Source organism: Nocardioides immobilis (assembly GCF_003515065.1).
GTDB classification, from domain to species: domain Bacteria; phylum Actinomycetota; class Actinomycetes; order Propionibacteriales; family Nocardioidaceae; genus Nocardioides; species Nocardioides immobilis.
Map to the genome: position 1 here is coordinate 59,023 of NZ_QXGH01000026.1, position 25,669 is coordinate 84,691.

At 70.6% G+C, this 25,669-nt stretch carries 23 protein-coding genes, 1 tRNA gene and 1 pseudogene; 7 read left to right on the plus strand and 18 right to left on the minus strand.

The features are described 5' to 3' along the window. Positions 1 to 3: 3 nt before the first annotated feature. Both D0Z08_RS20780 and D0Z08_RS20785 read right to left on the minus strand, forming a co-directional pair. Positions 4 to 1,269 carry an ABC transporter substrate-binding protein gene (locus tag D0Z08_RS20780; RefSeq protein ID WP_245994239.1) on the minus strand — a complete coding sequence of 422 codons (1,266 nt, stop codon included), beginning with the start codon at positions 1,267 to 1,269 and terminating at the stop codon, positions 4 to 6. Between the two features lie 176 nt (positions 1,270 to 1,445). Then, the gene (locus D0Z08_RS20785) at positions 1,446 to 2,051 is read right to left on the minus strand and encodes an ANTAR domain-containing response regulator (protein ID WP_118927183.1); all 606 of its coding nucleotides are present in this window, start codon (positions 2,049 to 2,051) and stop codon (positions 1,446 to 1,448) included. Positions 2,052 to 2,161: 110 nt separating this feature from the next. On the opposite strand from D0Z08_RS20785, the gene D0Z08_RS20790 reads away from it, so the two are divergent. The 3 genes and pseudogenes from D0Z08_RS20790 (at position 2,162) to D0Z08_RS33760 (ending at position 3,793) form a co-directional block, all read left to right on the plus strand. Continuing rightward, positions 2,162 to 2,234: transfer RNA gene (locus D0Z08_RS20790), tRNA-Leu, on the plus strand. Between the two features lie 33 nt (positions 2,235 to 2,267). Next, positions 2,268 to 3,008, plus strand: a complete 741-nt coding sequence (locus tag D0Z08_RS20795) for a helix-turn-helix domain-containing protein (RefSeq protein WP_118927184.1) — start codon at positions 2,268 to 2,270, stop codon at positions 3,006 to 3,008. 15 nt (positions 3,009 to 3,023) lie between these two features. Continuing rightward, positions 3,024 to 3,793, plus strand: a pseudogene (locus D0Z08_RS33760) (DUF427 domain-containing protein). Positions 3,794 to 3,828: 35 nt separating this feature from the next. Here D0Z08_RS33760 and D0Z08_RS20805 read toward each other — a convergent pair. The 8 genes from D0Z08_RS20805 to trpB all read right to left on the minus strand — a co-directional run bounded on the left by D0Z08_RS20805 (position 3,829) and on the right by trpB (position 15,485). After that, on the minus strand, positions 3,829 to 4,056 hold the full coding sequence (locus D0Z08_RS20805; protein WP_118927185.1) for a hypothetical protein: 228 nt from the start codon (positions 4,054 to 4,056) through the stop codon (positions 3,829 to 3,831). A 102-nt stretch (positions 4,057 to 4,158) separates the two neighbouring features. Then, on the minus strand, positions 4,159 to 5,619 hold the full coding sequence (pyk, locus tag D0Z08_RS20810) for a pyruvate kinase (protein WP_118927186.1): 1,461 nt from the start codon (positions 5,617 to 5,619) through the stop codon (positions 4,159 to 4,161). Positions 5,620 to 5,645: 26 nt separating this feature from the next. Continuing rightward, entirely contained in the window at positions 5,646 to 7,115 is a 1,470-nt protein-coding gene (locus D0Z08_RS20815; protein WP_118927187.1) for a glutamate synthase subunit beta, read from the minus strand. Beyond that, complete coding sequence (gene gltB, locus D0Z08_RS20820; RefSeq protein ID WP_245994242.1) at positions 7,108 to 11,673, minus strand: glutamate synthase large subunit; 4,566 nt, start codon at positions 11,671 to 11,673, stop codon at positions 7,108 to 7,110. The genes D0Z08_RS20815 and gltB overlap by 8 nt, the downstream gene beginning before the upstream one ends. Positions 11,674 to 11,807: 134 nt before the next feature. Then, positions 11,808 to 12,797: a prolipoprotein diacylglyceryl transferase gene (lgt, locus tag D0Z08_RS20825; RefSeq protein ID WP_245994245.1), complete on the minus strand. Its 990-nt coding sequence runs from the start codon at positions 12,795 to 12,797 to the stop codon at positions 11,808 to 11,810. 2 nt (positions 12,798 to 12,799) lie between these two features. Beyond that, positions 12,800 to 13,399 (minus strand): SCO family protein, encoded by a 600-nt coding sequence (locus tag D0Z08_RS20830; protein ID WP_118927189.1) that lies wholly within the window; start codon positions 13,397 to 13,399, stop codon positions 12,800 to 12,802. A 2-nt stretch (positions 13,400 to 13,401) separates the two neighbouring features. Further along, a complete protein-coding gene (trpA, locus tag D0Z08_RS20835) occupies positions 13,402 to 14,217 on the minus strand; it encodes a tryptophan synthase subunit alpha (RefSeq protein ID WP_118927190.1) in 816 nt (271 codons plus the stop codon). Further along, positions 14,214 to 15,485 (minus strand): tryptophan synthase subunit beta, encoded by a 1,272-nt coding sequence (gene trpB, locus D0Z08_RS20840; protein WP_118927191.1) that lies wholly within the window; start codon positions 15,483 to 15,485, stop codon positions 14,214 to 14,216. The genes trpA and trpB overlap by 4 nt, the downstream gene beginning before the upstream one ends. A 165-nt stretch (positions 15,486 to 15,650) precedes the next feature. Between trpB and D0Z08_RS20845 the strand changes: the two genes are divergently transcribed. Then, positions 15,651 to 16,337, plus strand: coding sequence for a hypothetical protein (locus tag D0Z08_RS20845; protein WP_118927192.1), 687 nt, complete (start codon positions 15,651 to 15,653; stop codon positions 16,335 to 16,337). Positions 16,338 to 16,386: 49 nt separating this feature from the next. Here the strand turns inward: D0Z08_RS20845 and trpC are convergent, their stop codons facing one another. After that, positions 16,387 to 17,169 (minus strand): indole-3-glycerol phosphate synthase TrpC, encoded by a 783-nt coding sequence (gene trpC / locus D0Z08_RS20850; RefSeq protein WP_118927193.1) that lies wholly within the window; start codon positions 17,167 to 17,169, stop codon positions 16,387 to 16,389. A 192-nt stretch (positions 17,170 to 17,361) separates the two neighbouring features. Between trpC and D0Z08_RS33120 the strand changes: the two genes are divergently transcribed. Then, positions 17,362 to 17,745, plus strand: coding sequence for a DUF4190 domain-containing protein (locus D0Z08_RS33120; RefSeq protein WP_182481413.1), 384 nt, complete (start codon positions 17,362 to 17,364; stop codon positions 17,743 to 17,745). Between the two features lie 27 nt (positions 17,746 to 17,772). Here the strand turns inward: D0Z08_RS33120 and D0Z08_RS20860 are convergent, their stop codons facing one another. The 6 genes from D0Z08_RS20860 to D0Z08_RS20885 are packed head-to-tail and all read right to left on the minus strand — an operon-like array spanning position 17,773 to position 23,110. Next, positions 17,773 to 18,237: a DUF2752 domain-containing protein gene (locus D0Z08_RS20860; RefSeq protein ID WP_118927195.1), complete on the minus strand. Its 465-nt coding sequence runs from the start codon at positions 18,235 to 18,237 to the stop codon at positions 17,773 to 17,775. A 14-nt stretch (positions 18,238 to 18,251) separates the two neighbouring features. Beyond that, positions 18,252 to 18,452, minus strand: coding sequence for an HGxxPAAW family protein (locus D0Z08_RS20865; RefSeq protein ID WP_118927196.1), 201 nt, complete (start codon positions 18,450 to 18,452; stop codon positions 18,252 to 18,254). Positions 18,453 to 18,486: 34 nt separating this feature from the next. After that, positions 18,487 to 19,134, minus strand: a complete 648-nt coding sequence (locus D0Z08_RS20870; protein ID WP_118927197.1) for a Trp biosynthesis-associated membrane protein — start codon at positions 19,132 to 19,134, stop codon at positions 18,487 to 18,489. Continuing rightward, positions 19,131 to 19,469 carry a phosphoribosyl-AMP cyclohydrolase gene (gene hisI, locus D0Z08_RS20875; RefSeq protein ID WP_118927198.1) on the minus strand — a complete coding sequence of 113 codons (339 nt, stop codon included), beginning with the start codon at positions 19,467 to 19,469 and terminating at the stop codon, positions 19,131 to 19,133. Before hisI ends, D0Z08_RS20870 begins: the two co-directional genes overlap by 4 nt. A gap of 24 nt (positions 19,470 to 19,493) precedes the next feature. Continuing rightward, positions 19,494 to 21,305, minus strand: a complete 1,812-nt coding sequence (locus tag D0Z08_RS20880; RefSeq protein WP_118927199.1) for an ABC transporter ATP-binding protein — start codon at positions 21,303 to 21,305, stop codon at positions 19,494 to 19,496. After that, positions 21,302 to 23,110: an ABC transporter ATP-binding protein gene (locus D0Z08_RS20885; RefSeq protein WP_118927200.1), complete on the minus strand. Its 1,809-nt coding sequence runs from the start codon at positions 23,108 to 23,110 to the stop codon at positions 21,302 to 21,304. The genes D0Z08_RS20880 and D0Z08_RS20885 overlap by 4 nt, the downstream gene beginning before the upstream one ends. 80 nt (positions 23,111 to 23,190) lie before the next feature. Between D0Z08_RS20885 and D0Z08_RS20890 the strand changes: the two genes are divergently transcribed. Together D0Z08_RS20890 and D0Z08_RS20895 are read left to right on the plus strand one after the other, a co-directional pair. Beyond that, positions 23,191 to 23,814 (plus strand): TIGR03085 family metal-binding protein, encoded by a 624-nt coding sequence (locus D0Z08_RS20890; RefSeq protein WP_118927201.1) that lies wholly within the window; start codon positions 23,191 to 23,193, stop codon positions 23,812 to 23,814. Between the two features lie 133 nt (positions 23,815 to 23,947). Continuing rightward, positions 23,948 to 25,234: a serine/threonine-protein kinase gene (locus D0Z08_RS20895; RefSeq protein WP_118927202.1), complete on the plus strand. Its 1,287-nt coding sequence runs from the start codon at positions 23,948 to 23,950 to the stop codon at positions 25,232 to 25,234. 61 nt (positions 25,235 to 25,295) lie between these two features. Here D0Z08_RS20895 and D0Z08_RS20900 read toward each other — a convergent pair whose 3' ends face one another. Then, complete coding sequence (locus D0Z08_RS20900) at positions 25,296 to 25,658, minus strand: hypothetical protein (protein WP_118927203.1); 363 nt, start codon at positions 25,656 to 25,658, stop codon at positions 25,296 to 25,298. Positions 25,659 to 25,669 lie beyond the last annotated feature (11 nt).

Consider the following 25,669-nt stretch of genomic DNA (forward strand, 5'->3'; position numbering starts at 1 on the left):
AGATCACTCGCTCGGCGGCACGACGCCGGAGACCTTGTCGATCTCCTCGTAGGCGTTGTCGCCTCCGCTGTACTCGTAGATGCCGTACGTGCCGGCCGCCAGGCTGCCGGTGTCGGTCATGTCGGCCTGCCCGCTCTTGCCGTCGTAGTCGATGTCCTCGCCGTCCTCGAGCAGCGTCTTGCACTCCTCGAAGGTCGTGCACTTCGTGCCCTCGCGGGTGACGTCGACGATGTTGGCGCCGACCGCCTCGCCCGAGTCGTCACCGGCTGCGATCGCTGCGAGCGCACTGATGATCACAGCGTCGTAGCTCTCCGGACCGTAGAGCAACGCGTCGTCCGGTCCCATCGGCGGAGTCGCCTTGAGCCGCGCCTCGAACTCAGGGTCGGGAGTCGCCGAGGTCGGTGCCGTGCCCTTGACGCCGTCGAGGTTGAAGTCCTCGTCCGGGTAGTTGGACAGGTTGCCGTCCACGAAGTACAGCTGCACGTCCTGCGGGCCGAGGCCCTTCGCGATCAGCTGCGGGATCAACGTCGTGATCTCGGCGAACGTGACGAGCACGATGGCGTCCGGCTCGGCCGCGGCGAGCTGGTTGACCTCTGCGGTGAACGTCGTCGCGTCCTTGTTGTAGAGGATGAACTCGCTGACAGTCGCGCCCTTCTCCTCGAGGACGTCGCGGGTCCGCTCGGCCAGGCCCTCGCCGTAGAAGTCCTGGCGGCCCATGATCGCGACGTTGTCGAAACCGTCCTCGATGACCTCGTTGGCCAGGACCTCGCCCTGGAGGTAGTCCGACGGCGCAGTACGGAAGTACAGGCGGTTCGGGTCGATCTCGTCGGTGTCGAAGCCGGCCGCGGTGTTGGCGGGCGAGAACTGGACGGCGCCGGCACCGGTGATCTTGTCGATGACCGTGATCGACACACCCGAGGAGGCTGCGCCGACGATCACGTCGGAGTTGGCGTTGAGCAGCTTGTCGACCTGGGAACCGGCGATGTCCGGCGTACCGTCGCCGGAGTCGCCCTTCACCTGGACGACGTCCTGGCCGAGCACGCCGCCAGCGGCGTTGATGTCCTCGACGGCCAGGGTCACACCCGCGAACTCCGGGGGGCCGAGGAACGCGAGGTCACCGGTCGCCGGCAGCAGGGTGCCGAAGGTCAGGGTGCCGTCGCCCTTGGGCTCTGTGGTGGTGGGCGAGTCTTCGGCTCCAGGGCTGTCGTCGTCGTCATCGCCGCCTTCGTCACCGCAGGCGGAAAGAACGAGAGCGGTTGCTGCAAGCACTGCCGCAATGCGACGGGCAGGTGTTGGGCGGATCATGAGACCTCCGGCTTACTAGAAAAATCCGGACCACGTCCGGAACCGAACTGCAGGTGCAACCTAACTCCGAACGGGCACGTTGTGACCGCCCACGACAAGGATCGTTCCGCGTCGTTGCGGATTCGTGACCTTCGCCGGTGTCAGGACGGCCCGCTTCCGACCTCCGGCCCGTGGTCGATGACGCCCTCGGCGACCTGCCGCATCGACATCCGAAGGTCCATCGCGGTCTTCTGGATCCACCGGAACGCCTCGGGCTCGGTGAGGGACAGCTGCTCCTGGAGGATCCCCTTGGCCCGGTCCACCGCCTTGCGGGTCTCCAGCCGGTCCTTGAGGTCGGTGACCTCCACCTCGAGCTGGGCGATCTCGGCGTACCGGCTGACCGCCATCTCGATCGCCGGCACCAGCTCGGCCTTCGTGAACGGCTTGACCAGGTAGGACATCGCGCCCGCGTCGCGGGCGCGTTCGACGAGGTCGCGCTGGGAGAACGCCGTCAGCATGACCACCGGGGCGATCCGCTGGCCGGCGATGGCCTCCGCGGCCGCGATCCCGTCGAGCACCGGCATCTTCACGTCGAGGATCACCAGGTCCGGCTTCAGCTCCTCCGCGAGCTCGACCGCCTTCGCTCCGTCACCCGCCTGGCCGACCACGTCGTACCCCTCCTCCGCCAGCATCTCGGCGAGGTCCATTCGGATCAGGGTCTCGTCCTCCGCGATGACGACAGTGCGGGGCGTAGGCGTCTCGGTCACGCGGGAAAGGCTATCGGGATCTGCATTTCATCGGGATGTCCGAGGTAGCGGTGCGCGGCCCGCATGCGGTCCCCGGTGAGCTCATCGGCTACGGTTTTCGACTGCTGCCGGCCCCGGTAGCCCAACGGCAGAGGCGATGGTCTCAAACACCATTCAGTGTGAGTTCGAATCTCACCCGGGGCACTTTGAGTCGGAGGTCATCTCGACCCTCGAAGCGTGTATCCAGCGAGGCTCAGGAACGAGGCTGCGCGGCTTCGTGCGGCTGGCGAGTCCTGGTCGAGCGTCGCGCGAATCCTCGGCGTCAGTCGGTCCACGCTCCGCGACTGGGCGAACGGGCACAGCATGCGCACCAACGACTGTCCGGTCTGTGGCGCGGGCGATCTCGACGCCGGGGCGTACGCCGCCCTTCTCGGCTTCTACCTCGGCGACGGGTGCATCTCCCGCGCGCCGAGATGCCACTTCCTACGCGTCGCATGCGACCGCACCCAGCAATGCATCGTCGCCGATGTCACCGACCTCATCCATCGCGTGCGACCAGGCGGGCGCGTGTTCCACCCTGCGGCTCCGGGCGTGACTGTCGTCCAGAGCAACTGGCAGCACTGGCCCTGTCTCTTCCCCCAAAACGGTGAAGGGCGCAAGCACGAACGTCCGATCCTCCTCGACGAGTGGCAGCGTCGGATCGTCGAGGCGTATCCCGGACCGTTCCTCCGCGGCCTGTTCCACTCCGACGGATGTCGCGTCATGAACTCCACCCGTCGTGTCGTCGCAGGTGAGCTGAAGACCTACCACTATCCCCGGTGGCAGTTCAGCAATGCCTCGGCGGACATCCGGGAGCTCTGTTGCTGGGCGCTCGATCTGGTGGACATCGCCTGGCGCCAGTCGAACCCACGGGTGATCAGCGTGTCCCGGCGCGAAGCCGTTGCAGCGCTCGACCGCCTCATCGGCCCGAAGTCGTAGGCTGCTCAGATGACCATGCGGACAGAGGCGACGGACAAATGGATCCGGGGGTACGTCGGCGCGGCGGCGCTCGTGGACAGCCGTAACGCGCTGCTGTTCTGGGAGGAGAGGTTCCCGGTGCCGGCGTACGCGTTCCCCCGTGACGACGTCCGCACCGACCTGTTGCGGCCGTCGGCGGACTCCCGGCCGAGGCCGTCGTTCTACACGGCGAAGGGCCCGGTCTCGGAGTGGTACGACGTCGTGGCCGACGACCGGGTCATGGAGCACGCTGCCTGGGTCCGCGACGACCCTGCGATCAGCGACCGGATCGTCGTCAGCTGGGAGCCGGGCGTGCTCGACCGGTGGCTCGAGGAGGACGAGGAGGTCATCGCCCACCCGCGGGACCCGCACAAGCGGGTCGAGGCGCTGGCGAGCTCGCGCCACGTCCAGGTGTCGCTCGGCGGGACCGTCGTGGCCGACAGCCACTCCCCCGTCCTCCTGTTCGAGACCGACCTGCCGACCCGCTACTACCTTCCGAGGGAGGACGTCCGGCTCGACCTCCTGGTCCCGACTCGAACTCCAGCGTCTGCCCCTACAAGGGCTTCGCAGAGGAGTACTGGAGCCTGCCGGGCGTGCCTGACGGCGACAACGTCGCCTGGTCGTACGCCGCGCCGTTCCCTGCTGTCGCGCGGGTCGAGGGGCGGATCGCGTTCTACAACGAGGTCGCCGACATCACCGTCGACGGCGTTCCGCAGGAGCGCCCGGAGTCGGTGTTCAGCTCGCGGGCCAACCGCCCGACGCGTTGACCCGGCACCGGGGCCGGGTCAACGCGTCGCGTCCGTCAGATGCAGAGGCTCTTGGTGCCGCCGGTGCCGCCATCTCCGTTGCTGCGGCACCAGGAGTAGCGGTAGGTCCCCCGCACCGTGACGTGGCCGCGGAACCAGATCACGGTCTTGCCACCCGGGATCGTGACGGTGTTCTCCACCTCGACGGCGGAGGTCCGGCTGCGCTTGATGCCGAGCCGCACCGACCAGTTGAACGTGCCCGACACTCGCGTGTAGACGCCCACGACCTTCTTCAGCGCGGCCTCGGCCCCCGCGTCGTACTTGAGGGAGCCTCCGACGGACGCCTTGACGTTCAGGCGGAAGCGACGTAGTCCGTCGCGCCGCGCTCAGCCGCGGCGGTAGGCGGGCGCGACCTCGTTGATCGCGTCGCCCATCCGGTGGATGCGCAGCGCGTTGGTCGAGCCGGGGATGCCGGGCGGGCTGCCGGCGACGATCACGACCAGGTCGCCCTCGGTCACCCGTCCGATGCGCAGCAGCTCCTCGTCGACCTGACGCACCATCTCGTCGGTGTGCTCGACGGTGACCGTCTGGAACGCCTCGACGCCCCAGGTGAGCGCGAGCTGCGAGCGGCACCGCGCCTCGGGCGTGAACGCCAGCACGGGGATGCCGCTGCGCAGCCGGGCCAGGCGCCGGGCCGAGTCACCCGACTGGGTGAACGCGACGACGTACTTCGCCCCGACCCGCTGGGCCACCTCCTCGGCGCCCTTCGTGATGATGCCGGCGCGGGTGTGGGGGTCCCAGTCGATCCGGCCGAACCGGCTGAACGTGTCGTCGACGAGCGCGTGGTCCTCGGTGGCGGAGATGATCCGCGCCATCGTCTCCACGGTGTGGATCGGGTGCTCGCCGACGCTGGTCTCGCCCGACAGCATCACGGCGTCGGCACCGTCGAGGACCGCGTTGGCGACGTCGCTGGCCTCGGCCCGGGTGGGCGCCGGGTTGACCACCATCGACTCCAGCATCTGGGTCGCCACGATGACCGGCTTCGCGTTGCGTCGGGCGGCGACGATGACCTTCTTCTGGAGGAAGGGCACCTCCTCCAGCGGGCACTCCACGCCGAGGTCGCCGCGAGCCACCATGAAGCCGTCGAACGCCTCGACGACCTCGTCGAGGTTCTCGATCGCCTGCGGCTTCTCGATCTTCGCGATCACGGGGAGCAGCACGCCCTCCTCGCGCATGATCACCCGCACGTCCTCGGCGTCGGCAGCGTTGCGGACGAAGCTGAGGGCGATGAAGTCGACGCCGAGGCGCAGCGCGAACCGCAGGTCCGCCGCGTCCTTCTCGGAGAGCGCGGGCACCGAGACGGCCACGCCCGGCAGGTTGATGCCCTTGTTGTTGCTGACCTGCCCGCCGACGAGGACCTCGGTCACGACGTCGGTGTCGGTCACCGACACCACCCGCAGCCGGACCTTGCCGTCGTCGATGAGGAGCGGGTCGCCGGGGCCGACGTCACCGGGGAGGCCCTTGTACGTCGTACCGCAGATCTCGCCGTCACCGAGCACGTCGCGCGTGGTGATCGTCCACCGCTGACTGCGGCGCAGCGTGACCGGGCCGTCGGCGAACCGCTCGAGCCGGATCTTCGGGCCCTGGAGGTCGGCGAAGATCCCGACCCCACGGCCACTCGCGTCCGACGCCTCCCGCACCAGGCGGTAGACCTCGGCGTGGTCGGCGTGGCTGCCGTGGCTCATGTTGAGCCGGGCGACATCCATCCCGGCGTAGACGAGCTCACGGATCCGGCGCTCCGAATTGGTCGCCGGGCCCAGGGTGCACACGATCTTTGCTCTTCGCACGTGTGCACCCTATCGAGTTGGAACGTTCACACGACCAGTGGGCGAGCAGTCGGCGGGATCGGCGCCGGCAGCGTGGTGGACCCGGTGAGGTACTTGTCGACAGCCGAGGCAGCGGCCCGTCCCTCGGCGATCGCCCACACGATGAGCGACTGCCCGCGGCCGGCGTCGCCGGCGACGAAGACGCCCGGCACGGAGGACATGTACGACGAGTCGCGGACCACGTTGCTCCGGCCGTCGAGCTCGACGCCGAGCTGGTCGACCAGACCCGGACCCTCGGGGCCGAGGAAGCCCATCGCGAAGAGCACCAGCTCGGCCGGGATCTCGCGCTCGCTGCCCTCGACCTCGACGAACGTGCCGCCCTCGAACCTCACCTCGACCAGGCGCAGCGCCCGGACGTTGCCCTCGTCGTCGCCGAGGAACTCCTTGGTGGAGACCGAGTAGACGCGGTCGCCGGCCTCCTCGTGTGCCGAGGAGATCCGGAAGGTCATCGGGTACGTCGGCCACGGCTGGCCCTCGGGCCGGTCGGTCGGCGGCTCGGGCAGGATCTCGAGCTGCGTGATCGACGCGGCACCCTGCCGGGTCGACGTGCCGAGGCAGTCCGCACCGGTGTCGCCGCCGCCGATGATGACGACGTGCTTGCCGTCGGCGCGGATCTGGTCCTCGACCGTCTCGCCGAGTGCCACCCGGTTGGCCTGGGGCAGGAACTCCATCGCCTGGTGGATGCCCTTGAGCTCGCGCCCGGGCACCGGCAGGTCGCGCGGCACGGTCGCACCGATCGCGAGCACCACGGCGTCGTACCGGTCCTTGAGGGCACCGCCGGTCAGGACGCCGGCACCGACCTCCACGCCGGACCGGAAGACCGTGCCCTCGCGCTTCATCTGCTCGAGGCGACGGTCGAGGTGCTGCTTCTCCATCTTGAACTCGGGGATGCCGTAGCGGAGCAGGCCACCCGGCTTGTCGTCGCGCTCGTAGACGGCGACGGTGTGGCCCGCGCGGGTCAGCTGCTGCGCCGCGGCGAGACCCGCCGGACCAGAGCCGACGACCGCGACCGTCTTGCCCGAGAGCCACTCCGGCGGCTGGGGAGAGACGTAGCCCGCCTCCCACGCCTTGTCGATGATCGAGACCTCGACGTTCTTGATCGTGACGGCCGGCTGGTTGATGCCGAGCACGCACGCGGTCTCGCAGGGGGCCGGGCACAGGCGACCGGTGAACTCCGGGAAGTTGTTGGTCGCGTGCAGCCGCTCGATCGCGCCCCGCCAGTCGTCGCGCCAGACCAGGTCGTTCCACTCGGGGATGATGTTGCCGAGCGGGCAGCCCTGGTGGCAGAACGGGATGCCGCAGTCCATGCAGCGGCCGGCCTGCTCGGTGATGATCGGCAGCAGCGCGCGGCCCATCCCACCGGGATAGACCTCCTGCCAGTCGTTGATGCGCTCCTCGACCGGACGACGCTCAGCGACCTGCCGGTCAGCCTTCAAAAAACCCTTCGGGTCAGCCATGGAGGGCCTCCATCATCGCGTTGGCCACGCCGTCCTCGTCGAGACCGTCGGCCTCGGCCTTCGCCGCGGCCTCGAGCACGATCCGGTAGTCGCGCGGCATGACCTCGGTGAACCGGGTGAGCGCGGTCTCCCAGTCGCCGAGCAGCTCCTCGGCGACCTTCGAGCCGGTCTCCTCGAAGTGGCGCTGCACCATGCTGCGCAGCTCCTCCTCGTGGGCCTCGGCCACGGGACCGAGCTCGACCAGCTCCCGGTTGACGCGGATGTCCTTCAGGTCGATCACCCAGGCGATGCCGCCCGACATGCCGGCCGCGAAGTTGCGGCCGATCTTGCCGAGGACGGCGACCCGGCCGCCGGTCATGTACTCACATCCGTGGTCACCGACGCCCTCCGTCACCACGGTGGCACCGGAGTTGCGGACGCAGCACCGCTCGCCGACCCCGCCGCGGATGAAGATCTCACCCGAGGTGGCGCCGTAGGCGATCGTGTTGCCGGCGATGATGTGCTCGTCGGCCTTGAACTGCGCGGACCGGTCGGGCCGGATCGCGATCCGGCCGCCGGACAGGCCCTTGCCGACGTAGTCGTTGGCGTCGCCCTCGAGCCGCAGCGTGATCCCGCCTGGCACGAAGGCGCCGAACGACTGGCCCGCCGACCCCGTGAACGTGAGGTCGATGGTGCCGTCGGGCAGGCCGGCGCCGCCGTACTTCTTGGTCACCTCGTGACCGAGGATGGTGCCGACGGTGCGGTTGACGTTGCGGATCGACAGCTGGGCCCGCACGGGCTCCCCGCTCTCGATGGCCGCCGCTGCAAGAGGCAGCAGCTCGGTGACGTCGAGCGACTTGTCCAGGCCGTGGTCCTGCGTGCCGGTGTTGCGCACGTCCTGCTCGGGGAAGTGCGTGTCGCCGACGTGGACCTGGTGCAGGATCGGCGCCAGGTCGAGCCCGGCGGCCTTCCAGTGGTGCTGGGCGTCGAGGGTGTCGAGCGCCTGCACCTGGCCGATGGCCTCGTCGAGCGAGCGGAAGCCCAGCGACGCGAGCAGCTCGCGGACCTCCTCGGCGATGAACTCGAAGAAGTTCACGACGTACTCGGCCTTGCCGGCGTAGCGCGAGCGCAGGACCGGGTTCTGGGTGGCGACACCGACCGGGCACGTGTCGAGGTGGCAGACCCGCATCAGGATGCAGCCCGACACCACGAGCGGCGCGGTCGCGAAGCCGTACTCCTCGGCGCCGAGCAGCGCGGCGACGACGACGTCACGGCCGGTCTTGAGCTGACCGTCGGTCTGGACGACGATCCGGTCGCGCAGACCGTTGAGCAGCAGCGTCTGCTGGGTCTCGGCCAGACCGAGCTCCCAGGGACCGCCGGCGTGCTTGAGCGACGTCAGCGGCGACGCGCCGGTGCCACCGTCGTGTCCCGAGATGAGTACGACGTCGGCGTGCGCCTTCGACACACCGGCGGCCACCGTGCCGACGCCCACCTCGGACACCAGCTTCACGTGGACGCGGGCGCCCGGGTTGGCGTTCTTGAGGTCGTGGATCAGCTGCGCCAGATCTTCGATCGAGTAGATGTCGTGGTGCGGCGGCGGGCTGATCAGGCCGACGCCCGGCGTCGAGTGCCGGGTCTTGGCCACCCACGGGTAGACCTTGTTGCCGGGCAGCTGGCCGCCCTCGCCGGGCTTCGCGCCCTGCGCCATCTTGATCTGGATGTCGTCGGAGTTGGTGAGGTACTCCGAGGTCACGCCGAAGCGGCCGGACGCGACCTGCTTGATCGAGCTGCGGCGCTCCGGGTCGTAGAGCCGGTCGGGGTCCTCGCCACCTTCACCGGTGTTGGACTTCGCGCCCAGCCGGTTCATCGCGATGGCGAGGGTCTCGTGCGCCTCCTGGCTGATCGAGCCGTACGACATGGCTCCGGTCGAGAACCGCTTGACGATCTCGGACACCGGCTCGACCTCGTCGATCGGGATCGGCGCCCGGCCGATCTCGGACGGGTCCTTGAACTTGAAGAGCCCGCGCAGGGTCATCAGCTTCTCGGACTGGTCGTCGACCGCCTGCGTGTACTGCTTGAAGATGTCGTAGCGACCGGTCCGGGTGGCGTGCTGCAGGCGGAACACCGTCTCCGGGTTGAAGAGGTGCGGCTCGCCCTCGCGACGCCACTGGTACTCGCCACCGATCTCGAGCTCGCGGTGGGCGGGCGCGATGCCGCCGCGGGGGTACGCCGTGGCGTGGCGCCGGGCGACCTCCTCCGCGATGACGTCGAGCTCGACGCCGCCGAGCTTCGACGTGGTGCCCGTGAAGTACTTGTCGACCACGGCCTGGGAAAGGCCGATGCACTCGAAGATCTGGGCTCCGGTGTAGGAGGCGACCGTCGAGACGCCGATCTTGCTCATCACCTTCACGACGCCCTTGCCGAGCCCCTTGATGAGGTTGGCGACGGCCTTCTCCGGGTCGGCCGAGACGAAGTAGCCCTCGCGGGCGAGGTCCTCGACGGACTCCATCGCGAGGTAGGGGTTGACCGCGGCCGCGCCGTAGCCCACCAGCAGGGCGACGTGGTGGACCTCGCGGACGTCGCCGGCCTCGATGAGGAGGCCGACCTGGGTGCGGGTCTTCTCGCGCACCAGGTGGTGGTGGACCGCGCCGGTCAGCAGCAGCGACGGGATCGGCGCCAGGTCGGCGGTCGAGTGCCGGTCGGACAGCACGATGATCCGGGCACCGCCCGCGATCGCCTCGCTCACCTCCTGGCAGATCTCGTCGAGCCGCTGGGCCATCGCCGCTCCCCCGCCCTCGACGGGGTAGAGCCCGCGGGAGACGTGGGTGATGAAGCCCGGCATGTCGCCGTCACGGTTGATGTGGCGGATCTTGGCCAGGTCGTCGTTGGAGATGACCGGGAACGGCAGGACGACCTGGCGGCACGACGCCGGCGTCGGCTCGAGCAGGTTGGCCTCGGGACCGATGGTGCCGTTGAGGGAGGTGACCAGCTCCTCGCGGATCGCGTCCAGGGGCGGGTTGGTGACCTGGGCGAACAGCTGGGCGAAGTAGTCGAACAGAAGCCGCGGCCTGTCGCTCAGCGCAGCGATGGGCGTGTCCGTGCCCATCGAGCCGAGGGCCTCACCGCCGGTGTTGGCCATCGGCGTGAGGAGGACGCGCAGCTCCTCCTCGGTGTAGCCGAAGACCTGCTGGCGACGGGTGACCGACGCGTGGGTGTGCACGATGTGCTCACGGTCGGGGATGTCATCGAGGTGGATCAGACCGGCGTGCAGCCACTCGCCGTACGGGTTCTCGGCCGCGAGCTCGGCCTTGATCTCCTCGTCCTCGATGATCCGGTGCTCGTCGGTGTCGACGAGGAACATCTTGCCGGGCTGGAGGCGGCCCTTGCGGACCACCGTGGCCGGGTCGAGGTCGAGCACGCCGACCTCGGACGCGAGTACGACGAGACCGTCGTCGGTCACCCAGAACCGCGACGGACGCAGGCCGTTGCGGTCGAGCACGGCGCCGATCTGGGAGCCGTCGGTGAACACCACGCAGGCGGGGCCGTCCCACGGCTCCATCAGCGCGGAGTGGAACCGGTAGAAGTCGCGCCGCTGCGCGTCCATCTCGGTGTGGTTCTCCCACGCCTCGGGGATCATCATCAGCACCGAGTGCGGCAGGCTGCGCCCGCCCATGTGTAGCAGCTCGAGGACCTCGTCGAACGAGGCCGAGTCGGAGGCACCGGTGGTGCAGATCGGGTAGAGCCGCTCCAGGTCACCGGGGATGACGTCGCTCTCGAGCAGTGCCTCGCGGGCCCGCATCCAGTTGCGGTTGCCCATCACTGTGTTGATCTCGCCGTTGTGGGCGATGAACCGGAACGGGTGCGACAGCGGCCAGCTCGGGAACGTGTTGGTCGAGAAGCGCGAGTGGACCACCGCGAGAGCGGAGGCGATCCGCTCGTCGACCAGGTCGGGGAAGAAGTTGTCGAGCTGGTCGGTCGTCAGCATGCCCTTGTAGATGAGGGTCCGCGCTGACAGCGACGGGAAGTAGACGTCGGTCTCGCGCTCGGCGCGCTTGCGCAGGCAGAACGCGCGGCGCTCGAGCGCCATGCCGGTGAGCCGCTGGCCCGCGCCCTGGACGAAGACCTGGCTGAACGTCGGCATGACGCTGGCGGCCATGGTGCCGAGGATCTCGGGGTTGACGGGCACCTCCCGCCAGCCGACGACGGCGAGGCCCTCCTCGACCGCGATCTCCTCGATGCGCTGACGAGTCTTGGCCACCTGCTCCGCGTCGCCGGGCAGGAACGCGGTCCCGACGGCGTAGCAGAAGCGCTCGGGGAGCTCGAAGCCCGCCTCGGCGGTGACCGCACGCAGGAACGCGTCGGGAACCTGCATCAGGATGCCGGCGCCATCGCCCGAGTTGACCTCGGCGCCGGCTGCGCCCCGGTGGTCCAGGTTGCGCAGCGCAGTGAGGGCCTTGGCCACGATGTCGTGGCTGGCCTCTCCGGTCATGGTCGCGACGAAGGCGACGCCACAGGCGTCGTGCTCGTTGCGCGGGTCGTAAAGACCCTCGGGCGGCGGGAACGCGTGCGAGTAGGGCACCAGTGTTCTCCCGTCGGCTTCGTCCGTGGGTCTGCCGAGCGGCAGGGTCCACAGAAGGTGGGGCGCAAGGGACGTCAGTGGCCCACGCGGCGGAGGCATCAGGTTACCACCGCGTGACATGACGGCGTCACTCGTCAGTCCTCGGTGGACACGTCCTCAGCCTCGGACTCAGCCTCCTCGTCCGCCTCCGCGTCCGCCTGGGACTCCCCCTCGGACTCCGTCTCGGTCTCGGGTTCGGACCCGTCCCGGTAGACGGACTCCTCACGGCCCGGATGTCGCCGGGTCGAGATGACGAGGTAGATCGCGGCGGCGACGAACAGGACGATGGAGGTCCACACGTTGAACCGCAGGCCCAGGACGTTGTCGAGCTGCACGTCGTCGACCCGGAGGTACTCGATCCAGCCCCGGCCGAGCGTGTAGGCCATGACGTAGACGGCCATCACCCGGCCGTAGCCGAGCCGGAACCGGCGTTCGAGCCACAGCACGACCACGAACGCCGCGAGGTTCCACAGGCACTCGTAGAGGAACGTGGGATGGAACGTCGTACCGATCGGGTAGCCGGCGTCGAGGGCGGTGTCCGGGCTGACCTCGAGGGCCCACGGCAGGTCCGTCGGGCCGCCGAACAGCTCCTGGTTGAACCAGTTGCCCCACCGGCCGATCGCCTGGGCGACCAGGACTCCCGGGGCGAGCGCGTCGGCCATCGGCAGGAACCGGATGCCCTTCGCCCGGCACCCGAGGTAGGCACCCACCGCACCGAGGGCGACGCCGCCCCAGATGCCGAGTCCTCCGCGCCACACGTACAGGACCGCCCACGGGCCGCCGTACATCTTGTCGGCCGCGACGCACGCGGCCTGGTCGAAGTAGCACTCCCAGTCGGTGGCCACGTGGTAGAGCCGGGCGCCGATGATGCCGAACGGCACCGCCCAGATCGCGATGTCCTGCACGTCGCCGGGACGACCACCGCGAGCGACCCAGCGCCGCTCGCCGATCCAGATCGCCGCGACGATGCCGAGGATGATGCACAGCGCGTAGCCGCGGAGCGGCACCGGGCCGATGTTCCAGACCCCGTCGGACGGGCTCGGGATCGTCGCCGGAACCAGCTGAGTGATCAGGTCAGGGAGCAAGGTCAGTCCTCGGACAGCAGAAGGTGGATGTCAGTCGCGAACTCGACCGCCGACGTCTCCTGGTTCCAGACGACCACGGCCTCGTCGTCCTCGTCGATGCCGAGCACATAGGTGGAGTGCCCGCCGAGATCGTAACCACCGCTCGGCAACCGCTTGCCGTCGTTGACGTAGAGGTGGAGCGGATCGCCGGCCGCGACGATGTCGTCGAGGTCGCCGGTGAGCCCGACATAGCCGTCGCCGAAGCCGTCGAGGTAGTCGCGCAGCGCCGCCGCGTCGTCACGCTCGGGGTCGGTGGTCACGAAGACCATGTCGACCTGCTCGCGGTCGTCCTCGTCGAGCCGGTTGAGCCCGGCGGACAGGCTGTTCATCACGAGCGGGCAGAGGTCCGGGCAGTGGGTGTAGCCGAAGAACACGACCGTCATCGGCTTGTCCGTGTCGGCGGCCAAGGAGTACGGCGCGCCGTCGGTGTCGGTCAGCTCCACCGTCGGCGCGGCGTAGGGCTGGTCGAGCCGGGCGCCCGTGAACGTCTCCGGCTCCTCCGAGGTGCAGGCGGAGACGGCGAGGACCAGGGCGGCAGCGACACCGAGCGCGACGGTACGCACGATCAGGAACGCACTCCCTGGGCGAGGTCCTCGGTCAGGGCCACCAGCGCACGGCGGGCGGCGTCGAGGTCACCGGGGTGGTCGAGCAGGGTGCGGACGAAGGCCGAGCCGACGATCACACCGTCGGCGTACGACGCGACCTCGGCCGCCTGCGCGCCGTCGCTGACGCCGATGCCGACGCCGACCGGGAGGCCCGGTGCCGTGGTCTCGATGGCGCGCTTGGTGCGGGCCACGAGCGGCCCGGCGAGGTCGCTCGTCGCGGCGCGGGCGCCCGTCACGCCCATCACGGCGGTGGCGTAGACGAACCCGCGGCTCGCGGCCGTCGTCAGCGCGATCCGCTCGTCGGTGGACGACGGCGCCACGAGGAACACCTTGTCGAGGTCGCGCGCGTCCGCGGCCGCGATCCACTCGGGGGCGAAGTCGGGCGTGAGGTCGGGGGTGATCAGACCGGCCCCGCCGGCGTCGTACAACGCCTGCGCGAAGCGCTCCACTCCGTAGCGCTCGATCGGGTTCCAGTAGGTCATGACGAGGGTCGGGGTGCCGGTCGCGGCGACCGCCTCGACCGTGCGCAGGACGTCGGTGGTGCGGACGCCGGCGTCGAGCGCCTGCTGAGCAGCCGCCTGGATGGTGGGACCGTCCATGACCGGGTCGCTGTAGGGCAGCCCGATCTCGATGACGTCGCAGCCCGCCTCGACCATGGCCGTGAGCGCGGCGATGCCGCCGTCGACCGTCGGGAAGCCGGCAGGCAGGTAGCCGACGAGCGCGGCCCGGCCGTCGGCACGGGCCTTCTCGAACGCAACGCTGACGCTGGTGCTCACGCCTCTTCTCCCTGCTCCGAGACCGGGGACGGCCCGGCCGTGCCGAGGCCGAAGTAGTCCAGCGCGGTGCCCATGTCCTTGTCGCCGCGGCCGGACAGGTTGATCAGGATCGTCTGCCCCTGCCGCTCCGGGGCGATCTGGAGCGCTCCGGCGACCGCGTGCGCGGACTCGATGGCCGGGATGATGCCCTCGGCGCGGGCCAGGAGCGCCATCGCGTCCATCGCCTCGGCGTCGGTCACCGGGAAGTACGACGCCCGCCCGCTCGCCGCGAGCGCAGCGTGCTGGGGGCCGACGCCCGGGTAGTCGAGCCCGGCCGAGATCGAGTGCGACTCGACGGTCTGGCCGTCCTCGTCCTGCAGGACGTACGTGCGGGCGCCGTGCAGCACACCGACGCTGCCGGCGGCGATCGTGGCCGCGTGCCGGCCGGTCTCGACACCGTCGCCGCCCGCCTCGAAGCCGTAGATCGCGACCTCGGGGTCCTCGAGGAAGCCGGCGAACAGGCCGATCGCGTTGGACCCGCCCCCGACGCAGGCCGCGATCGCGTCGGGCAACCGGCCGGTGAGGTCGAGGCACTGGCGTCGCGCCTCGTCGCCGATGCTCCGGACGAAGCTGAGCACCAGGCTGGGGAACGGGTGGGGCCCGGCCGCTGTGCCGAACAGGTAGGCCGTGTGGTCGACGCTCGCGACCCAGTCGCGCAGCGCCTCGTTGATCGCGTCCTTGAGCGTGCGGCTCCCGCTCTTCACGGGGATCACCTCGGCGCCGAGGAGCTGCATCCGGGCGACGTTGAGTGCCTGGCGCTCGGTGTCGACCTCGCCCATGTAGACCGTGCAGTCCAGGCCCAGGTAGGCGGCCGCGGTCGCCGACGCGACACCGTGCTGGCCGGCCCCCGTCTCGGCGATCACCCGGGTCTTGCCCATCCGCTTGGTCAGCAGGGCCTGGCCCAGCACGTTGCGGATCTTGTGGGCGCCGGTGTGGTTGAGGTCCTCGCGCTTGAGGAGGATCCGGGCGCCGGCGTGGTCGGAGAGCCGGTGCGCCTCGTAGAGCATGCTCGGGACGCCCGCGTAGTTCTGCAGCATCCCCTCGAACTCCTGGACGAAGGCCGGATCGACCATGGCCTTCTGCCACGCGATCTCGAGCTCGTCGAGAGCCGCGATCAGCGCCTCCGGCATGAACCGGCCGCCGAAGCTGCCGGCACCACCGAACCAGCCGTGCAGGTCGGCGTCGTACTGCGTCACTTCTCGAGTCCTGTCTCGCTCAGCGGGGCCCATTCGGGGTCAGGTCGAGTGTTTCACGCCGTCCGGCGTCGCTCCGATCCGGTCTCGTCGGATCGACGATGCAACCTCCGGCGTCGAGGCGACGTTCTCAGGACCGACACCAATCTCGGGCGTGACCGCTGGCCGCACGGCGACCCCCGCCCCCAGTCAAGGAGCATCATGAACGCACCAGCATCGAGCACAGGGCAGTGGCTCGCACACGTTCTCTGCCTGGCACTCCTCCCTCTGGCCCTGGCAGTAGCGCCGACGTCGACAGCCCACGCGGCGCCGGACGTCGAGACCCGAGCGGCAGGGACCGGCTGCCACACCGAGCACTTCGTCCCGAGGGTCGTCCGCGTCTTCGACCGGGAGAAGGACGTCGTCATCCACCGCCGTGCACCGAACATCACCCTCGCACCCGGACGGTACGAGTCCACGTACTCCCGTAAGGCCCGGGTGCGAGTCCGGGTCAAGGCGGGCGCGTCGTACAGCTCCTCGGGCTCCATCGAGGCGTCGGGGCTCGCCAAGAAGGCGCTCGGCAAGGCGGAGGCGACCTTCAACCTGGACCTGGCGGTTGCGGGGAGCGCCACCTGGGCGACCAGGAGCCGGGTTCGCATCAATCGCACCCTGGTACTGCGCAACAGCGCCAGCTTCGTGTTCTTCCGCGGCATCGAGCGGGTCCGCGGCAAGTACACCTACACGACGTGCGTCACGGAGGGCGACGAGCCGTTCTTCGGCCACGTCGAGCGGCGCCGCGGCCGCTGGGTCTCCTGGCAGGACAGCGACTCGGGCGCGCTTCGCTGCGGCGACCCGAACTCGGGTCTCAGCAACATCGCCGAAGCCGCGAAGAGGCAGGGCTGCAACTGACCCACCGCCGCACAGTGCCCGGACGCGTCCGCGTCCGGGCGATGTCGTCTCAGGCGTCGATGCGGGTCATTGCTGCGACCGCCTCGCGGGGCGCTCCGTCCTTGACCAGTGCCTCACCCACGAGGACGACGCGCGCGCCCTCCGCGACGTAGCGCTTCACGTCGGTCGGGCCGCTGATGCCCGACTCGGCGACCAGCACCCGGTCGTCCGGCACCAGTGGCGCCAGCCGGCCGAACGTGTCGTTGTCGACGGCGAGCGTCTTGAGATTGCGGGCGTTGACACCGATCAGCTCGGCGCCGAGAGCGACCGCGCGCTCCGTCTCCGGCTCGTCGTGCACCTCGACGAGCACGGTCAGGCCCAGCTCGCGCGCCGAGTCGTAGAGCCGGCGGAGCGCATCGTCGGGCAGCGCGGCCACGATCAGCAGCGCCAGGTCCGCTCCCGCCGCCCGAGCCTCGAGCAGCTGGTAGTCGGCGACGATGAAGTCCTTGCGCAGCAGGGGTACGTCGACCGCGGCCCGCACGGCACGCAGGTCGTCGAGGCTGCCGCCGAACCGGCGTTGCTCGGTGAGCACGCTGATCGCGGCTGCACCGCCGGCGGCGTACTCCTGGGCCAGCGCGGCGGGGTCGGGGATGTCGGCGAGGTCGCCCTTGCTCGGGCTGCGCCGCTTGACCTCGGCGATCACGCTCGAGCCGGCGCTCCGGAAGTGCGGCATGGGGTCGCGGGGCGCGGGTGCCTCGGCCAGCAGTGCCCGCAGGTCTGCCGCTGGCACGGCTGCCTCGCGGGCAGCGAGGTCCTCCCGGACTCCGGCGACGATGTCGTCGAGCACCGACATGGACCCTCCGTGACTTGCTGTTCTCCGACCCGGATGCGTTCGATCGGCGGGGTCCCAGTCTCCCATGCGGCCGCTCTGGTCACGACAGTGCCCGGGATCCGGCCGATGGCCGACACAACCCGGCGCGGGGTGCCGTTAGAGTCTTTGCCCTCGCCCGGGAGTGTGCCCGGGCTCGCGCCGAAGGGGCATCACTTGAGCTACGAACCTCCCGCATACGGCAGTCCGCCTCCGCCCGGAGGCGGCGGCTACGGCGCGCCCCCGCCCGGAGGCGGCGGCTACGGCGGTCCCCCGCCGGGCTACGGCGGCGCCCAGCCGCAGAGCACCTCGGTAATGGCAATCATCTCGCTGGTCACCGGGATCCTCGGCGTCGTGTGCTGCGGGTCGTGGATCTTCGCCATCGCGGCCATCGTGCTGGGCGTCCTCGCGCGCAAGGAGATCGCCGAGTCGGGTGGGGCCAAGACCGGCGCCGGCATGGCGTTGGCGGGCCTGATCCTGGGCGCCGTCGGCATCGTCATCAGCGTGATCTGGACGATCCTGTGGATCACCACGGGGAGCTTCAGCTTCTACACGAGCTGACTCGGCCTCGACCGGACGGCGGCGGGGTCAGGGCGCGAGCCAGGACCCCGCCGGCACGTTCCTCAGCACGGCGAACACCAGGAAGGCGGCCACGAGTGTGAGCGCGGACCAGGTACTGGCGCGCTCGGACGGCGTCCAGGCCTGCCCCCGCCAGCACCCGAGGCTCCACCGCCCGAAGACGTAGGCGATCACCGGCAGAGTCGCGACGAAGAGCAGGTTGCTGGACGCGGCGTCGATGATCCGCAGGTTGGTCAGGTCGTTGACCGCCCGCAGGCCACCGCACCCCGGGCAGTCCAGCCCGAAGAAGGCCTTCGTGGGGCACTCTCCCCACGACCCCTGCTCGTGCGGGTCGCGGACGTGCAGCGCGATCGTCGCCACGGCCAGCGTGCCGAGGACCGCGGCAGGCGGCAGCATCGTGCGCCACCGCGAGGTGCTGTCCCGGGCAGCCGTCGTCACCCGGTTGTCCGGGCGGGTCGGCTGCACGGTGCTCACGGCACGGCCCGCGGTCAGTGACTCGAGGTGTGGAGGCCGGCCTTGTCCATGGCGACGAAGACGACGCCCGCGGCGAGCACGATGACCAATCCGATCCAGAAGAGGACCATGCTGATCGGGCTCAGCATCAGACCGATGCCACCCACCACGAAGCCGGCCAGCGCCACGATGACGGCAGTCCAGGCCGCAGGGGTGTTGCCGTGGTTGTCAGACATGCAGGTGCTCCTCGGTTCGGGGTACGCGGGGATTCTAGTGCGACTTGTCGTCCGTCGGATCGTCGCCCTCGTCCATCGACTTCCAGAGGTCGAGGCTGGTGCGCTCCTCGGGCGGAGCGTCGGAGGACTTGCCCTCATGGGCCGAGGGGGCGTCGTACCGGCTGCCCATCTCGGGCCAGGCCGGCGCGAGCACCGCCGCTGCCGCCGCCGCGACGGTGGCCACGGCCGACGCCACCAGCCCGATCCAGAACCACGGCGTCGAGTAGAGCGGGAGGTCGTCGGCGAGGCCGGGGATGCCGAGCTGGTCGGAGATCGCCGATCCCGCGTCGTCGTTCTGGAGGAAACCGCCGACGATGATCACGGCGAGGACGCCAGCAGCGGCGAGGGTGGCCACCACGGCCAGTACCTGCCGGGCCCGGCCACGGGCGACCAGCACGATCCCCCAGGCAGCGAGGGCGACCAGCGAGAGGGCGCCGGCAAGGGGGAAGCCCACGTCGGCAGCGCCTTCGCCGGCCATCGACTCCATCCCGAGCGTGCGGAGGTCGTCGGTCGACACGCGCAGCATCGGCTGGTGGCCGGCGAGAGCGGCGGCGCCGGTCGCGCCGATGCCGATGAGGGCGACGGGCGCGAACGTACGACGTCGCCGGTCGGCCTGCGCAGGAGCAGCCTTCGTCCCGCTCATCCGACCAGCCCGTCGTCGAAGCAGGTGCGGGTGCCGGTGTGGCAGGCCGGTCCCTCCTGGTCCACCTTGACCAGCAGCGTGTCGCCGTCGCAGTCGACCCGGATCTCCTTGACGTGCTGGCGGTTGCCGGACGTCTCGCCCTTGACCCAGTACTCCTGCCGCGAGCGGCTCCAGTACGTCGCCCGCCCCGTCGTGAGGCTGCGCTGGAGTGCTTCGTCGTCCATCCACGCGAGCATCAGCACCTCACCTGTGTCGTGCTGCTGGACGATCGCCGGCACCAGGCCGTCGTCGTTGCGCGAGAGCCGGGAGGCCAGGGCGGGATCGAGTGAGCTCACTCCCCCATTATCCCGGCCGGTGGTTCAGCCGTGCTGGGCGATCCACGAGGCGTGCAGTCCGGCGTAGACCGATCCGGCCTCCCGGACGAGATCGGCGTGCGGGCCCCGCTGCACGATCCTCCCCCGGTCCACGACCACCACCTCGTCCGCTGCCTCCGCCGTCGACAGCCGGTGCGCGATGGTCACCGAGGTGCGACCGGTCATCAACCGGTCGAGGGCGCGCCCGATCCGGGTCTCGAGCTCGGGGTCGACGGCGCTCGTCGCCTCGTCGAGCACCAGCAGGTCGGGGTCGGCCAGCTGCGCCCGCAACAGGGCCACCAGCTGCCGCTCCCCCGCCGACAGCGACTCCCCGCGCTGGCCGACCCTGGTCGCGAGCCCGTCGGGCAGCCCGGCGAGCCAGTCACCGAGGCCGAGCTCTCCGGCGGCGGCCGCGATCTGGTCGTCGGTGGCGTCGAGCCGGCCGTAGCGCGCGTTGGCGGCGAGCGTGTCGTCGAACAGGAAGCCCTCCTGCGGCACGAGCACCACGCTCGACCGCAACGAAGTCTCCGTGATGTCCCGCACGTCGACGCCGTCGAGCAGCACCCGGCCCTCGGTCGGGTCCATCAGCCGGGTCAGCAGCTTGGCGAGCGTCGACTTCCCCGACCCGGTCTCGCCGACGACGGCGACCCGGCGACCGGCCGGGATCGCGAGATCGATGTCGCGCAGGACCGGCGGCCCGCCGGGATAGGCGAAGCCGACGCCCTCGAACGCGACGTCGAGCGCACCGGCGGGCAGCACCTGGCCATCGGCGCCGGGGTCGACCAGGTCGGCCGGGGTGTCGAGGATGCCGATCACCCGCCGCCAGCCGGCGATCGCGTTCTGGGCATCGGTGAGGACCTGGGTGCCGAACTGCACCGGGCCGACGAAGAGGGTCACCAGGAACGCGAAGGCGAGCACCTCGCCGGCGGTGATGTCGTCGCCCCAGAGCCGTCCCTGCCCGAGCCAGATGCCGACGATCAGCACGCCGGCGTTGGCCAGCCCGGCCGAGATCCCGCCGAGGGAGAACGAGAAGGCGGTGAATCCCTGGGCGCGGGTCGACGCCGCCTGGTGGGCGGCCACCGCCACGTCGATCCGCTCCTGGGTGCGTGCCTCGACAGCGTAGGACCGCACCACGGCGGCACCGACCACGGGCTCGGAGATCGCCGACAGCAGCGCGCCGACCTGGCGTCGTACCGTCCCGTAGGCGGTGGAGAGCTTGCGCTGGAAGTAGCGCAGGCTGAGGAACAGCGGCGCGAAGCAGATCCACACCACGAGCGCGAGCTGCCAGCTGTAGACGATCATCACGACGGTCGCGACCAGGATCTGGCCGATGCTGACGACGAACAGGAGGCCGCCGAACACCAGGAACTGGCTGACCTGGTCGACGTCGCTGGTCACCCGTGACACCAGCGCGCCTCGGCGCTCGGTGTTCTGGGTCAGGAGCGGCAGGTCGTGGACGTGGCGGAACGCCTTGACCCGCAGCGTCGCGAGACCTCGCTCGGAGCTGGCGAAGAGCCGAGCGGTCATGGCGTACGACGCCCAGCTGGTCGCGACGATCGCGGCGGCCGCGGCCAGGGCCAGCCAGGTGGTGAAGGTCGCGTCCGGGCCGTCGGGGCCACGCAGACCTCGGTCGATGGTCTGCTGCACGGCAATGGGTACGACGACCTGGCCGACCGAGGCGACGAGGGCGAGCGCCAGTGTCTTGCCGATGCCCTCGACCAGCTCGGGCGAGTGGCCGATGCCGCGCCGGATGGTCTCCCAGCCGCCGATGTCCTCGCCGGTCTCCATCCGGGTGCCGGCAGGTGCCGTGGTCGTCATGGTGCGGCGACCCCCTCGGGCTCGCCGAGCGCATGGTCCTGCTGCTCGTAGGCGTTGACGAGGCGCGCGTAGTCGGCGTTGCGGGCGACCAGGTCGCGGTGCGGACCCCGGTCGGCGATCACCCCGTCGGAGAGGAAGAGCACTTCGTCGGCGAGCCCGATCGTCGCCTTGCGGTAGGCCACCACGACGAGGGTCGCGTCGCGATCCGCGCCCTTGAGGGCCGCGAGGATCCGCGCCTCGACCTCGGGGTCGACCGCCGAGGTGGCGTCATCGAGCAGGAGCAGCCGCGGGCGCCGTACCAGTGCCCGGGCGAGGGAGATCCGCTGCCGCTGACCGCCCGACAGCGAGGTGCCCCGCTCGCCGAGCCGGGTGTCGAGCCCGTCGGACAGCGCGGCGACGAACCCGTCGGCCTGGGCCGTCCGCAGCGCCGCCCACACGTCCTCGTCGGGCACGTCGGCGCCCAGGGTCACGTTGCCGCGCACGGTGTCGTCGAAGAGGAACGCGGTCTGCGGCACCACAGAGAGCACCTCGGAGAGCTCGCCGCGGGCCAGGTCGCGGAGGTCCACGCCGTCGATGCGGATGCTGCCGTCGTCGACGTCGACCAGCCGGGTCAGCAGGGTGGTCAGCGTGCTCTTGCCCGAGGCCGTCGCGCCCACCACGGCGACCGTACGCCCGGGCTCGACGGAGAACGTCACGTCGCGGAGCAGTGCCCGATCCGCGTGGTAGCCGTAGCGCAGACCCTCGACGTCGAGCCGGGCGCCGGCGGTCGCCGAGGGCGCCGGCGCGGCGCCGTACTCCATCGAGCCGGAGGCACGGAGCACTGCGTCGACCCGCCGGTAGCCGACCACGCTGCGGGGGAACTCACCGAGCAACCAGCCGATCGACCGGATCGGGAAGGAGACGATCGTCAGCAGGTACGCCACGGTGACGACAGCGCCGGCGTCCGCCGCACCGGACAGGACGCGGTGCACGCCGAGCACGAGCACGACCAGGACGGCGAGGTTCGGCAGTGCGGCGAGGGTGGGGTCGAAGGCCGCGCGGATCCGGCCGACCTTGATGTTCGTCTCGCGGAGGTCGGCCGCCTTGGCGCGGAAGCGGGCGGTCTCCTCGGGCTCGCGACCGAGCGTCTTGACGACCATCGCTCCGTCGAACGACTCGTGCGCGATCTCGCTGAGCTCCGCGCGCAGCTGCTGTGCTCGGGTCGCCCAGCCCTGCGCGAGGTTCTGGTAGACGACGTTGGTCGCGATCACCAGCGGGAAGACCAGGAGCCCGACGATCGCGAGCACCAGGTCGGCGAACAGCATCTGGATGACCGCGATCACCATCATCGCGACGGTGCCGACGGCCATCGGCAGTGGCGCGATCGGTCCCCAGGCCGCTTCCACGTCGGAGTTGGCGTTGGAGAGCAGCTCTCCGGTCGGGTGGCGCTGGTGCCACTCCATCGGGAGCGAGAGGTACTGCCGCGTCACGGCGCGGCGGGTGCGCGCCTGCATCCGGTACTGCATGACACCCGCGCCGAGGCGGCGGGCCACGATGCCGACCGCGCGCAGGATCGCGACGGCGAGGAAGAGCCCGAGCACCGCCCAGAGCATGTCGGCGCCGATCTCGCCGTCGCGGAAGGCCGGCAGCACCACGTGATCGGTGGACCACCCGAGCACCCACGCGTCGGCGACGGTCAGCGCGCCGAACAGCAGGCTGCCGACGGTCGACGCCGCGAAGACCCACGGCTCGCGCTTGATGGCGATCCAGAGTACGGCGAAGCCGGCGCCCGTCGTACCGGCGCCGCTCTGCCGCTCGTCCGTCACTTCGGTCCTGCTCCTGTCCGTCGCCGGTCGCAACCCGACCGGAGGGGTCGTCTATTCCCGCGCCGTGCCATCCTGCCCCCATGACGTCCTTCGCCCGCTCCGAGCGCATCCGCCTCTGCGATCTCGCTCTCGAGACCGGCCCGGATGCGCCGACCCTCTGCGGCGACTGGACGGTGCGCGAGCTGATGGCGCACCTCGTCGTCCGTGAGACGAGCCCGCTCTCGGTCGGCATCGTCGTGCCCCCCTTGGCCTCGGTGACCGAGCGCGAGACGGAGCGGGTGGCGAAGAAGTCGTTCGACAAGCTGGTCGCACGGGTCCGGAAGGCGCGGAACCCGATGGCGCTACCCGGTGTCGACGCGGCCCTCAACACCGCGGAGTACTTCGTGCACCACGAGGACGTCCGCCGTGCGGCTCCGGACTGGCAGCCGCGCACGCTCGAGCCGGACGAGGAGGACGCGCTGTGGCGGATCGTCCGGATCTCGGGCAAGGGCCTGATCCGGCCGGCCGGCGTGCCGGTGGTCGCGCGACGGACCGACACCGGTGCCGACACCAACCTCCGGGCGGGCTCCGACCCGGTCGTCGTGTCCGGGATGCCGTCCGAGATCGTGCTCTTCCTCTACGGTCGCGACCAGACCCGTGGCCTCACCTTCGAGGGGCCGGACGACCGGATCGCCCAGCTGCGCGAGGCGCGGCTCGGAATCTAGCGGGGCGGGTCGACCCAGGCCGTCTACGACCCGGCGTACCGGGTAGTTCCTCCACTCACCCTTTCGTCGCTGCGAGCCCGGCACCTCTCGGGGCATCTGTCAGAGCTCGACCCAAGGATCTGTGGAGCTTGACATGACCGACCCAGCACCCATCGTGCTGAACGACCGCTACGAGCTGCGCGGCCTCCTCGGTCGGGGAGGGATGGCGGAGGTCTACCGCGGCTTCGATCACGTGCTCGGCCGCGAGGTCGCCGTCAAGGTCATGCACGCCGCGCTCGTCGCCGATGTCGACCGGCAACGGTTCGCCTCCGAGACCCGCCTGCTGGCCGGCCTGAACAACCCGCACCTGGTGACGTTGCTGGACGCCGGCGTCGACGACCGGGACGGCACATCCCGCCCGTGGCTGGTGATGGAGCTGGTCACCGGCGGCACGTTGGCCAGCCGCCTCGCGGGCGGGCCGCTGCCGGCCGAGGAGGTGGCCGCGATCGGGTCCGGCCTCGCGACGGCGCTGAGCCACGTGCACGCCAACGGCATCGTCCACCGCGACGTGAAGCCCTCCAACGTCCTCGTGACCGGGACCGGGCTGACCAAGCTGGCCGACTTCGGCGTCGCCCGTCTCGTCGACGAGCAGTCCGACCTCACCGGCACCGGTTTCACCATCGGCACGGTGGCCTACCTCGCCCCCGAGCAGGTGCGCGGGCTGCCGCAGACCGGCGCCAGCGACGTCTACGCCCTGGGCCTGGTCCTGCTGGAGGCGCTGACCGGTCAGCGCGCCTACACCGGCACGTCGGTCGAGGCGGCGCTGGCCCGGCTCCACCGCAGTCCCCTCATCCCCGTCTCCCTCGGCGCCGCCTGGGTCCAGCTGCTCGACGCGATGACCGCCGGCGAGGCGACCGACCGGCCGGGAGCAGACCAGGTCGCCGCGCAGCTGGCGGCGATCCGCGGTGGCGCCACGCCGGCCGCTGCCGCCGGGCTCGACCCCACCAGCACGACGGCACTTCCACTTGCCGCCTCGATGTCGGTCGCGGGGGCGGACTCGAGCACGGGCACAGGCAAGAAGCGACGGGCACGACGACGGACACTGGCGGGCGCGGCAGCAGTCGCTCTCGTCCTCCTCGCCGCAGGCATCACCTGGGGCATCGCGGGCGGGACGGACTCCACGCCGTCCGCCGCCGACGCTGTCGAGAACTCCCGCGCTCCGGGCCCCAGGGCGGACGGCATCCGACCTACGACCGCTCCCCCGTCCTCACCCACCTCCTCCGCGACGGACGTCGCGCCGGTGAAGGTCGATCGGCCCGCGAGGAGCAAGCACAAGGCACACGGCGCCAAGAAGTCGAAGCCGCACAAGGCCAAGACGACGAAGCACGGGAAGTCGGGGAAGGGTCACGGGAAGGGCCGCAAGGGCAAGAAGAAGAAGTAGCGTCGTCGCTCCTTGTTCGTTCTTGCGCGTCTGTTCGACTATCTGCCCAACGCGGGCGACCTCAGGCGTCGCCGAGGTGCTGCACGACGCGGACGCTCAGGTGGAACGTCGTCATCGCGCCCTGGATGATCGTCAGGAACCCATCGGGACCGTCGCGGTAGACCTGGCGGCCCTGCGGCGAGAAGGGGTCGGGCGGGTCGTAGGCGAACGCCTCCTTCTGCGCCGCGACCAGCGCCTCCTCGCGGGTCGGGTACGACCCACCCAGGACGTTCACGATGGTCGGCGGCTTCGCCTGCCCCTTGTTCGAGTACTCGACGGCGACCATCCATGCGCCCGCATCCGTGCCCCGCGGGGCGACCGGGTCCTCGCGAAGCTCCCAGGGCACCTCGTCGCCGCCGGCGTCATACACCTCGTACTGGCTCACGGCGCTGTCCT